Raw genomic sequence first — 11886 nt, 5'->3', positions numbered from 1 at the left:
TTAGGAACCGAACCGGTTAGGAGGTCGTGAAATGGGGAAAATTCAAGAACTATCCGAACAACTAGCCAACCAGATTGCTGCTGGTGAAGTTGTTGAACGTCCCGCTTCTGTCGTCAAAGAATTGGTGGAAAATGCACTGGATGCAGGAAGCACTCAAATTGATATTTTTATTGAAGAAGCTGGCTTGAACACCATTCAAATTATTGATAATGGTGAAGGAATTGCCAAAGAAGATGTACTGAATGCCTTCAAACGCCATGCCACAAGCAAAATTCATACAAGAGATGATTTGTTTCGAATTCGCAGCTTGGGGTTCCGAGGCGAAGCCTTACCAAGTATTGCCTCAGTTTCTGAAATGATTGTCGAAACTGCCACAGCTGAGGAAGAAGAAGGCAGCTATGTGATTCTAAAAGGGGGAAAGGTCGAAGAAAACCGACCAGCAGCCCTCCGTAAAGGCACAAAAATGACCGTTTCTAATTTATTTTATAATACGCCCGCTCGTTTGAAATACGTCAAAACGATCCAAACGGAATTGGCCAATATCGGTGACATTGTCAATCGTCTGGCGTTAAGCCACCCTAAAGTCGCTTTTCGCTTAGTTCATGACGGCCACAAAATGATGAGTACAACAGGCAATGGTGATTTAAAACAAACGATTGCCGGGATTTATGGCATTAGTACCGCAAAGAAAATGTTGAAAATTGAAGGAAAAGACCTTGATTTTACTTTGACAGGGTATGTTTCATTGCCAGAAGTCACACGGGCCAGCCGCAACTATTTATCAACGATTATCAATGGTCGTTATATTAAAAATTTCGCGTTAAATAAAGCAATTGTAGCCGGCTATGGTTCGAAACTAATGGTGGGGCGTTTTCCAATTGCTGTGTTAGAAATTGAAATGGATCCGCTGTTAGTCGATGTCAATGTCCATCCTACTAAGCAAGAAGTTCGTTTAAGTAAAGAAAAAGATTTAATGGCATTAATTGAACAGGCGATTCAAGAAGTGTTGAGCCAAGAACAGTTGATTCCCAATGCGGCAGACAATTTGCGTTTTAAAAAGAAACTACCGCCAGAACCTAAAGCCGAACAAATGGAAATTCCTTTATCGACTGAACAACCTGCGGTAAAACAACGACCGGGCAGCTTAAGCTATAATCCCGCAACAGGCCGCTTCTATGCGGAACATGCGACAGACAAAACACCAGCCTCAAGCGCCCCTGAATCTGTCAACCAGACAGAAAGAGCAGTGGACCCAATGGACGATCCATTTGCGCCGCCAGTGCCAGAATCAACGAGTGTAGCGGAAGAAACGTCAGCTTACGAAACCTCTTCGGCAGCTGCTGATTCCGCAAATCATTGGGAAACAGCTAGTAATGAGCAACAGGTAATAGCCGAAGAAACGAAAATAACTGAAGTGCCTGATTCAGAACCTTCTCTGCGTTCATCAGAGGCTGCTGACGAGGTTTTCCAAGAAGAAATGAAACTTCACCCAGAATTCGATGCCAATAGCGCTGCGAGTCAAAGAGAACTGAAACAAGCCCTGAACAAGTTGGAAGAAGAACGACCGACAGAGCGTTTTCCTGAGCTAGAATACTTCGGTCAAATGCACGGAACTTATTTATTCGCACAAAGCAAAGATGGCCTGTTTATTATCGACCAACACGCTGCCCAAGAACGAATTAAATACGAGTACTTCCGTGAAAAAATTGGCGAAGTCAGTGATGATTTACAAGAACTATTGGTACCAATCGTTATTGATTATCCAAATAGCGATGCCTTGAAAATTAAAGAGCAGAAAGAAACCCTTGCGGAAGTCGGCATCCATTTGGAAGATTTTGGACAAAATAGTTTCATTGTGCGGGCGCACCCAACTTGGTATCCTGCAGGCGAAGAGGAAAGCATTGTTCGCGAGATGATTGACATGTTGCTAACAACTGGCTCGGTCAGCGTGAAAAAATTCCGTGAAGCAACTGCCATTATGATGAGTTGTAAGCGATCCATCAAAGCCAATCATTACCTCAACGAGCAACAAGCACGCGTGCTATTAAAAGATTTAGCCTTGTGCGAAAATCCGTTTAATTGTCCGCATGGACGTCCGGTACTGATTCATTTTACGAATTCAGATATGGAACGAATGTTTAAACGCATTCAAGACCCCCATTAAAAAGAAACGAGGCGTCATCATTTTATGCAAATTATTTTAGCATCCCAATCTCCTCGCCGTCAGGAGTTATTAAAGCGTGTGGTCCCAACTTTTACGATTGCACCAGCCGATATCGATGAAACTGTTGGCAAAGACGGCTTACCAGCAGAATATGTGGCGCAAATGGCTGCCCAAAAAGCAGCGGCTATAGCAGAGCAATCCCCCGAAGCACTAGTCATTGGCTGCGATACAATTGTGGCATTGGCGGGAGAAATCCTCGGCAAACCCACTTCTCGGGAAGACGGTTATCGCATGTTGCGCCTTCTAAGTGGCAAAACACATGACGTGTATACAAGTGTGACGTTGAAACAAGGGGAAAAAGAACGCTCCGCGACAGTTCATTCAACCGTGACGTTTTATCCACTGACAGACACGGAAATCCATGCTTACTTAGACACCGCAGAATATGCCGACAAAGCAGGCGCTTATGGTATCCAAGGACAAGGAGCATTACTAATTGAAGCAATCGCTGGCGATTATTACGCCATTATGGGCTTACCAATTGCCAAAGTAGCCCGACTGCTAAAAGAATTCAACTAATAAAAGACAGTCCTTTTCATTCGTCAAAAAGAGAAAGGACTGTCTTTTACTATGCAAACTATTAGGTGCCTGTTTGGCAAACGTGGTATCATTGAACCCAATAAATTGAACAGAAGAAAAGGAGTGGACAGAATGACAAAACCAACAGAAGAAGAATTAAAACAAACCTTGACGGATCTTCAATATGCCGTCACACAAGAAAACGCAACAGAACGCCCTTTTTCAGGAGAATATGATGACTTTTACCAAGACGGAATCTATGTAGACATTGTTAGTGGCGAACCGTTGTTTAGCTCCCTGGACAAATACGATGCTGGTTGCGGCTGGCCATCCTTTACCAAACCAATTGAAAAACGTGGCGTCAAAGAAAAAGCTGATTTTAGTCACGGCATGCACCGAGTAGAAGTTCGCAGTCAAGAAGCGGATTCACATTTAGGGCATGTTTTCACTGATGGCCCACTCCAAGAAGGTGGCTTACGTTATTGCATTAATGCGGCAGCTTTGAGATTTGTGCCAGTGGCAGATTTAGAAAAAGAAGGCTATGGCGAGTACCTTTCTTTATTCAAATAATCCTCATTTTTTAGACAAATACGATAAAATAGTTAGAAGAAAGCGACTTTTGATGAATATCTTGTATGAAATACAGAAAATCTCTTGATTTATTTGGCTAGGACTACTATTATTTTAGAAGGAAAGTATTGTTCAGTTTTAACGAATTGGCTGAAATAGAAAGTGGAGGTTCTAATGTCGAAACATTATTTTGATCCAAGATTGAAAATCTTTTCTTTGAACTCTAATCGTCCCTTAGCAGAAAAAATTGCGGATGCTGTGGGTGTGGAGCTAGGAAAGTGCTCTGTAACACAATTTAGTGATGGCGAAATTCAAGTGAATATTGAAGAAAGTATTCGTGGTGCACATGTTTACGTCATTCAATCAACAAGTAGCCCTGTTAACGATAACTTAATGGAACTATTAATCATGATTGATGCGTTAAAACGTGCGAGTGCTAAAACAATTAACGTGGTTATGCCTTATTATGGGTATGCACGTCAAGACCGTAAAGCACGTGCCCGGGAACCAATCACTGCTAAACTTGTTGCAAACATGATTGAAAAAGCTGGTGCAACAAGAATGTTGACATTGGACTTACATGCGGTCCAAATTCAAGGATTCTTTGATATTCCAGTGGATCATTTGATGGGTGCACCATTAATTGCCGATTACTTCATCGAACACGGCATTCAAGGCGATGACGTCGTTGTTGTTTCCCCTGACCATGGTGGTGTAACGCGTGCGCGTAAATTGGCAGAATTCTTAAAAGCACCAATTGCGATCATTGACAAACGTCGTCCAAAAGCGAACGTAGCAGAAGTAATGAATATCATTGGTCATGTGGAAGGCAAAACATGTGTCTTAATTGATGACATGATTGACACAGCGGGGACAATTTCTCTTGCTGCAAACGCATTGAAAGAAGCCGGAGCAAAAGACGTTTACGCTTCTTGTACACATCCCGTTTTATCAGGACCAGCCTTACAACGTATTGAAGATTCAGCAATTGAACGCTTAGTTGTAACAGACTCTATTTACCTATCTGATGATCGTAAAATTGCTAAAATTGACGAAGTCAGCGTTGGTGAATTAATCGGAGATGCGATTAAACGTATCCACGAAAACAAACCAGTTAGTCCGTTATTTGAAACAAAAAATAAATAATTATAAAATCCGCCCACATCATTTTTCTGATGTGGGCGGGTTTTTCTCTAAATCATTTTATCTAAAAATATATTGTAACCTGAATATTTATTAGGCATTCATGATATACGATAAGTGTAGAGTAGTTAAGGCGGAGGCAAGCGCAAAGGAACATGCGCTTTGCGACGAGCATCGCAACAAAGTGAGAAGCGTAGGAGCAGAGACTTTCCTCTTTCGGTGAGGTGGTGCGTATGAGCGTACTTCCAAAATTTACGGAAAGGAGAGGCCTTTTGTCAGCATATGAAACAATTCAGACGATCCTAGGGTTTGGTATGTTTACCATTGCTTTGATTGCACTGATTGTGAAATTGCTTAAAAATGACAATAAAAAATAACCGTCTACTTTGACCAGTACGGTTATTTTTAAATAATACAATCGGTCACCGTCTTAAACGGCTCTACATCAGAGAGGTATGTTGAAGCATATCTCTCTTTTCGTTTTCATTATAGCACATTTCCCTAAAAAAATATATTTGAAACTAATTATTTTTTAGTTTTGCATGGTATAATCTAAGTGTAGAGAAGTTAACACGGTGGCTATCTAATCTGAAAGTGAGGTGGTGCGTATGAGCGTACTTCCAAAATTTACAGAAAGGAGAGGCCTGTTGTCAGCATATGAAACAATTCAGACGATCCTAGGGTTTGGTATGTTTACCATTGCTTTGATTGCGCTGATTGTGAAATTGCTTAAAAATGACAATAAAAAATAACCGTTTACTTTGATCGAGTACGGTTATTTTTTGTAACAAAATCGGTCACCGTCTTAAACGGCTCTACATCAGAGAGGTATGTTGACGCATCTCTCTCTTTTCGTTTTCATTATAGCACATTTTCCCGAAAAGTACGAATAAATTTAGCGTTAATCCGTGAAATTATAAAAGCTGTTAAAAATGACAATAAAAAATAACCGTTTACTTTGACCAAGCACGGTTATTTTTAAATAATTCAAAAAGTCACCGTCTCAAACGGCTCTACATCAGAGAGGTATGTTGACGCATCTCTCTCTTTTCATCTACATTCTAGCATAGATACAATGTAGATGAAAAGAGGTGCCTGCTGCTAAAGGTTCTTGTCCTTCTTTAGCGATTGAGCAGTGCATCAACGCTTAGTTCAGTCATTTCAGAAACTTGCATGTCGGCTCCGATTAAGGGTTGGCTGGCCGACAAGCCGACGGCATAGATGCCCGCGGCTTTCAAGCCGTCAATGCCTGATTGTGCATCCTCAAAGCCAATGGCGTTTTGCGGTAGCACGCCAATACTGTCAGCGGCGGCTAAAAAGATTTCAGGATCAGGTTTGCCTTTGCTTAACGAGTCGGGATCGACAATTGTGGCGAAGTACGCGCGCACGCCTAATTTTTCCAAAATCAGGGGCGCGTTTTTTGAAGCCGAAGCCACGGCACAGGGAATGTGACGTGCTTGGGCTTGCTGTAGCAATGGCACGACACCAGGTAAAACATCTTCTGTCGTTAAATGTTCTAATAATTGAACGTAGTGGTCATTTTTTTGCTGAGCTAAGGCTTCTTTTTCTGCTGGAGTAAACGCATTTTCACGGTGGCCATGGGCTAAAATGCGGTCCAAGGAATCCATCCGACTAATGCCTTTTAATGTTTCGTTGAAGGTTTCGTCAATGGAAATGCCTAGCGAATCGGCCAATGCTTTCCAAGCTTGATAATGAAATTTGGCGGTGTCAGTAATGACACCATCCAAATCAAAAATAAATCCAATCGTCATTGTGGTTCGCTCCTTTATTGATAATGTACTTCTTTTGGTCGTTCGGCGGTTAACGGAATCAACGCGCCCTGAACCAATAATTGTGTGTCTTTATCTGCTGTAATCGTGACACTGGTTTGTGTTAATGAAAATTGATACGTCACGCCTTGATGAATAAACTGGAAGGCCAGCGATTGCCAATGTTCAGGTAAGTTTGGACAAATTGATAACTCGTTCTGGCGCGTGTCAACGCCTGCATACGTCGCTAAAGTAACGTGGATCGTCGCAGCCATGACCCCTGTATGAATCCCTTCAGCGGTCGTGCCACCTTGAATGTCACGATAATCGGAATACAACGCTTCTTGATAAAGTTGCCAAGATAGCTCATGGAATTGCGCCATTTCTGCCAATTGGGCATGAACAATTCGTGACAAAGTCGAACCATGAGACGTCCGTTTTAGATAATACAAAAGATTTTTTTCTAAATAATCCGCAGGCAATTGATACCCTAAATCTTCTAAAATTTGATCCACCCGAGTTTTGTCTAAGTTGTAGAACAACATTAACGTGTCGGCTTGTTTCGCCACTTTGTAATCATCGGGAGATTCCCCTTCGGCTTTTAAAATTCGATCCATGCGGTAAATATTGCCGTATTTCTCTTTCATCGCCGCCCAGTCAATCTCTTTTAAGCCGAAATACCCTTCATATTGCGCAATAATGCCGTCAGAATTAACTTCAATTTCCAGTGAATTTTGAATTTGCTGCATGCGGGCTAGATCAGCCGAAGAGGTCTGCGTTTTGGCAAAAAGTTGTGCCTGTTCTTCCTCGGAGAAAAGTGCCAAAATGTTGGTTAATTCTTCGAATAGCCAAACCACCATCAAATTCGTATAGGCGTTGTTTTTCAAGCCGCTTTCCGCTTGGTCTGGATAGCCCTCGTGAAATTCATCAGGTCCCATCACTTTATCAATAAAAAACCGTCCTGTTGCGTCATCTAACGTCGCAGCGCTGTTCCAAAATTGAGCGATTTCTAACAACATTTCGCCGCCATATTGTTTCATAAATTCATGATCCTGTGTACTATGCCAATACAACCAAGCATTGTAAGCAATCGCTAGGGACACATGCCGTTGTAGAATGCTATGATCCTCGCCCCAATGTCCATTCAACGGATTTAAGTGAAGTTTTTGCGTGGTTTCACGCCCATCACGACCTGATTGCCACGGATACATTGCGCCACGATACTGGCTGGCCGCCGCATTTTCCTTCGCCTTCTCTAATCGATGGTAGCGATACAGCAACAATTGTTTCGCTGTGTCAGGATAATGTTGAATATAAAAAGGTAAAATAAAAATTTCATCCCAGAAAATATGTCCACGATACGCTTCACCATGCAAGCCTCGGGCGGTAATCGAGACGTCCAATGCTTGGGCTTGGTTACTAAAAGGCGAAGCCGAAGCCAGCAAGTGATAACTGTGAATCCGTAAAAGTTTTTGAGACATCAAATCGCCTGTCACGGTAATGTTGGCTTGTTGCCAAAGAGTTTGCCAAGCGCGGGCGCTTTCCTGAGCGGCGGCCGCAAAAGAGTCCTTCGGCGTAAACGGTACCTGCCAACTTTGTTCGGCGTGGCTGGCTTGCACAAAGACTTGTTTTTCTAGCGTATAGCGTGTTCCTTGGTGCGCCATCACGGTCACCACTTGGGCGATTTTTTCCGCTTCTTCTTGAATCATAATGGCTTCTTTTTCAAAAAAATCACCAGTTATCAAGGCCGTTTCTCGGACGCTCAAGTTGGATTGATTGGTACAAACCTCAATCACGGTTTTGTTTTCCTGCGCGCTTAATGCTGTCACCTGAAAATGTTTGGCTGTTAAGTTGCGATACCGCGCCACGTTATAGTTGTAGACACTGCCATCCGTGACGGTTTTCAAAGTAATCGGGGCCGAAAAGTTTAACGGCTCAAACGTATATTGCAGATGATAGTCATTCGGCTGTGCCATATTGGCGATTTTTTTCGTCGTTAATTTAATTTGCTGATTGTCCGCATCTTTCAAAATCATTTCTGCGACAAACAATCCCGTTTTCAAGTTCAATTGACGATGTAATTGTTGTAGCGTGTCTGGAGAAATCGTTAACCAGTCAGTGGCATCGCCAATTTTTAAAGCGATGTGTTGGTTGTCAGGAGCATTGACGAAATCTTCATTTTCCACTACTTGACCCGCAACTTCCGAAGCCGCTGTATTATAAAGTCCCGCAATGTAGGTCGCTGGATAATGATCATCAGAAATCGTCATCTCAGGTGTTGTGCCGCGCAAGCCTAAAAAGCCATTGCCGACAGTTAACAGGGACTCCACCGCATATTCATTTTTCCCAGGCACGTAGCCATAATAGTCCAAATGCCAAGCCAGATATTGCCGTTTTTCTTCAAATGCTGCCAGCAGATTCGGTGCCGACGCTTGTTCGGCTGCCGTTAAAAGTGGCGTGTTCAACTGTTCCGCGAATGCTTGAATCACCGCTTGCGGAACCAGCGCCAACGTTTCCTCTGGCGAAAAGAAATCCGCTGGGAAATCAGCCACAATCCCCCCCAGAATCGGCGCAGCCTCTGCCACAATCAATTGGCACAGTTCAGGAACCGTTTCTTCGATAGTCAAGGCTTCAAAAGGGAACGTTTTTTGGTGAAGCGGTTCCAATTTATGGTTAAAAAAAGTCGTCGTTAGTTGGTTCGTTGCGAATGTTAATTCTAAAATAGTCATGTTTGGCGCCTCCTTGTGAACTTGTATAGACATGTTTCGTTTGACTACAGTATAGTATGAACGAATCAGAATTACAAGGATTTTCCCTAGATTCTTGGGAAAACTTTTCCAGAAGGGGGCAGCAACCGACTGCGCTGGGTCCGAAAAAAAGGCGGTCAAGTAGTGGTTTGGCTGGGGGAGTTTGTGGCGTAAGTAAGGCAGAAAGTGCGGTGGATTTTTCTGACCAGCTCTAGGTTTTTCGGAGGGAATATGCTATGCTTTTAGAAAAGAAATTGTTGGTAGAGGAGGATCGGCATGAACAAGTTTCATGACATATTTTTAGAATTAGAACAACAAATTGTCCAAGGCGACTATCAGCCAGGCGATTTATTACCTAGTGAAAATCAATTAGTGGAAACCTACAATGTTTCCCGTGAAACAATTCGGAAAGCCTTGAATTTACTAATTAACGCTGGCTACATTCAGAAAAAACAAGGCAAAGGCTCGATTGTGCTCAACTTTAAAAAGTTTAATTTTCCTATTTCAGGGGTGACCAGTTACAAGGAGTTACAACAAACGCAACATATTGAAAGTCATACGCATGTGGTTTCCTTAGAAGAAATTCCTGTGGAGCGCAACTTGGCTCAGTTGACTGGTTGGACGGAAGGGGCCCCTGTGTGGCGCTTAGTTCGGCAACGGGAGATTGAAGGGGAAGTCGATATTTTAGATATTGATTACTTGATTAAAGAGATTGTCCCAGAACTGCCGAAGCACCGTGCCGAAGATTCGATTTTCGATTATCTGGAAAACGATCTTGGCTTGGCGATTAGTTACGCCCAGAAAGAAATTACCGTGGAACCGCTCACAGAGATGGACAAGCAGCTGATTGGTGAAGTGGAAGGCAATCATGTCGTCGTGGTCCGCAGTATCATGAACTTGGAAGATACCCGCTGTTTTGGCTATACGGAATCTCGTCACCGCTTAAACAAATTTAAGTTTGTGGAATTCGCTCGTCGCCGTAAATTGTAAGTCTTAGTGACGAACAAATATAAAAACGGCTGTCATTAAATAAAAAATTACGGTTTTTTCGCTGCATCTGCGAATAAATGTATAAGATTTTAGGAGAAAACGTCACAAAGTTAGAGTTTGACCTCTACTTTGTGACGTTTTCTCGTTGTTTATTAAAGTATTTTCTCGGAAAAACCATTAAATAACAGCCAAAAATATCAATCAGTGTTGAAAAAAAGCCTTTAAACTAAGGGAAAACGTTGCTTTTAAAGGAAATGTTGTTTTTTTGCAAGAACTGTTCAATATTTAAAATCACAGACAAGGGGGAATCTTGTATAATAAAGCCATAGCTTCAGCAGCGCCGAAGAAACAACTAGTGCGCTCTGGGAATTCAGGATGTTAAAGGAGATGTACATATGAAAAAGAAAATCATGGCAAGTTTATTGGTTGGTAGCGCCGTAGTTGGCGCTAGTTTGGCACCACTTTCGGCACAGGCGGTGACGACAGGGAATACGCCGGTGCAGGTGGAGTTTGGCGGAGGAACATTGCCAGATCATGGTGGTGTGGTTGGTAGCGTAGACCCAGATCCCAGTACTTCGAATACGGATTTTGATTTATTAGCAATTCCGAAAAGTTTGAATTTTTCTTCTATGAAGATTGGCGAAGATTTATCAGCTATCAAGTTACTTACTAGTGAACGGTTTAGAAGTGTCATGGTAGGGGACTTACGAGGTACTAAAGAAGGTTGGCATGTGACAAGTGAGATATCTGGATTGAATAACGGCACAGATCAATTAGATGGGACTATCAATATAGATTTAACTGCTGGTTATGCACGATATATGATTCCTGAACCTGGAAGTGGATATTATGGAGTCCAATTTGCCCTAAACGGAATAAATATTGATAATGATCCAACAGCGCCTGACTTCATTGGAACCAGTATAAAAATTGGTGGTGGCGCCACTATATTAATGAATGCAACTGTTGGTAAAGGGCAAGGAACTTGGGCAGGGCGTATTGATGATATGACATTAAACGTCACAACCCCAATGCAAGAACTGAAAAAAGGCGCCTACACAGGTAACATCACCTGGAACCTCGTCGCAGGACCGTCTGTCTAAACACAAAGATTGAAAGAATCAAGTACAGAACAGCAATCGTCACTTTTGCTGTTCTGTACTTTATAGACGAATTGAAAGCAAAGGAGCGTACATAGATGAAAAAGAAAATAATGGCAAGTTTATTGGTTGGTAGCGCCGTAGTTGGCGCAAGTTTGGCACCACTTTCAGCACAGGCTGTAACGACAGGGAATACGCCTGTGCAGGTGGAGCTTGAGGGAGGCACGTTGCCAGACCAAGATAACAACACTATTACTGGAAATGTAGATCCAGATCCTACTCAACCAAATACAGATTTTGACTTATTAGCCATTCCAAGAAGATTTGGTTTTTCTCCCATGAAAATTAATGATGATTTATCTGCTATCGAAGAAAATGTAGGTTTTTCCAGATCTGTCATGGTCGGAGATGTGCGTGGTACTAAAGAAGGTTGGCATGTAACGGGTGAACTAACGAAAATGAGTAATGGAACAGATGAACTAACGGGTGATATTAACTTTGGGTTGAAAGTTTCCTATGCAGAATATTGGACTCATACTAATTCAGAAGATGTTCATTATTATAGAGAAAATGATACTTTAAATGGCGTAAATATTGCTAATGATCCAACAGCCCCTAGTGCTATTGGCACCAGCATAAAAATTGGTGGTGGCGCCGCTGTATTAATGAATGCCACTGTGGGTAAAGGGCAAGGAACTTGGTCAGGACGTTTCGAAAATATGACATTAAACGTCACAACACCAATGCAAGAATTGAAAAAAGGAGCCTACACAGGTAACATCACTTGGAACCTCGTCGCAGGACCATCAATCTAAGTCCAAACA

At 42.3% G+C, this 11886-nt stretch carries 11 protein-coding genes; 9 read left to right on the top strand and 2 right to left on the bottom strand.

Annotation, left to right across the window (positions count from 1 at the left end):
• Positions 1-31: 31 nt before the first annotated feature.
• From mutL to pepG1 (IGK72_RS12555), 6 genes are all read left to right on the top strand, one after another.
• Positions 32-2164 (top strand): DNA mismatch repair endonuclease MutL, encoded by a 2133-nt coding sequence (gene mutL / locus IGK72_RS12580; RefSeq protein ID WP_070416067.1) that lies wholly within the window; start codon positions 32-34, stop codon positions 2162-2164.
• 24 nt (positions 2165-2188) lie between these two features.
• Positions 2189-2743: a Maf family protein gene (locus IGK72_RS12575; RefSeq protein ID WP_002354869.1), complete on the top strand. Its 555-nt coding sequence runs from the start codon at positions 2189-2191 to the stop codon at positions 2741-2743.
• 132 nt (positions 2744-2875) lie between these two features.
• Positions 2876-3313, top strand: coding sequence for a peptide-methionine (R)-S-oxide reductase MsrB (gene msrB, locus IGK72_RS12570; RefSeq protein ID WP_002354871.1), 438 nt, complete (start codon positions 2876-2878; stop codon positions 3311-3313).
• Positions 3314-3487: 174 nt separating this feature from the next.
• Positions 3488-4459, top strand: coding sequence for a ribose-phosphate diphosphokinase (locus tag IGK72_RS12565; RefSeq protein ID WP_002381060.1), 972 nt, complete (start codon positions 3488-3490; stop codon positions 4457-4459).
• Positions 4460-4689: 230 nt separating this feature from the next.
• Positions 4690-4833, top strand: a complete 144-nt coding sequence (pepG1, locus tag IGK72_RS12560) for a type I toxin-antitoxin system toxin PepG1 (protein WP_002392696.1) — start codon at positions 4690-4692, stop codon at positions 4831-4833.
• 231 nt (positions 4834-5064) lie between these two features.
• Positions 5065-5208 (top strand): type I toxin-antitoxin system toxin PepG1, encoded by a 144-nt coding sequence (pepG1, locus tag IGK72_RS12555; protein ID WP_002392696.1) that lies wholly within the window; start codon positions 5065-5067, stop codon positions 5206-5208.
• Positions 5209-5577: 369 nt separating this feature from the next.
• Here the strand turns inward: pepG1 (IGK72_RS12555) and pgmB are convergent, their stop codons facing one another.
• Together pgmB and IGK72_RS12545 are read right to left on the bottom strand one after the other, a co-directional pair.
• A complete protein-coding gene (gene pgmB, locus IGK72_RS12550) occupies positions 5578-6228 on the bottom strand; it encodes a beta-phosphoglucomutase (protein ID WP_002354875.1) in 651 nt (216 codons plus the stop codon).
• Between the two features lie 14 nt (positions 6229-6242).
• A complete protein-coding gene (locus IGK72_RS12545) occupies positions 6243-8987 on the bottom strand; it encodes a glycoside hydrolase family 65 protein (RefSeq protein ID WP_353967933.1) in 2745 nt (914 codons plus the stop codon).
• Positions 8988-9248: 261 nt separating this feature from the next.
• On the opposite strand from IGK72_RS12545, the gene treR reads away from it, so the two are divergent.
• The 3 genes from treR (at position 9249) to IGK72_RS12530 (ending at position 11877) form a co-directional block, all read left to right on the top strand.
• Complete coding sequence (treR, locus tag IGK72_RS12540; protein WP_002354877.1) at positions 9249-9962, top strand: trehalose operon repressor; 714 nt, start codon at positions 9249-9251, stop codon at positions 9960-9962.
• 395 nt (positions 9963-10357) lie between these two features.
• Complete coding sequence (locus IGK72_RS12535; RefSeq protein WP_002406496.1) at positions 10358-11065, top strand: WxL domain-containing protein; 708 nt, start codon at positions 10358-10360, stop codon at positions 11063-11065.
• Between the two features lie 95 nt (positions 11066-11160).
• Positions 11161-11877, top strand: coding sequence for a WxL domain-containing protein (locus tag IGK72_RS12530; RefSeq protein WP_002406495.1), 717 nt, complete (start codon positions 11161-11163; stop codon positions 11875-11877).
• Positions 11878-11886 lie beyond the last annotated feature (9 nt).

The sequence above is a fragment of the Enterococcus sp. DIV0183 genome (genome assembly GCF_050541505.1).
GTDB classification, from domain to species: Bacteria; Bacillota; Bacilli; order Lactobacillales; family Enterococcaceae; genus Enterococcus; species Enterococcus faecalis.
This window is presented reverse-complemented; position numbering and strand designations above follow the sequence as displayed.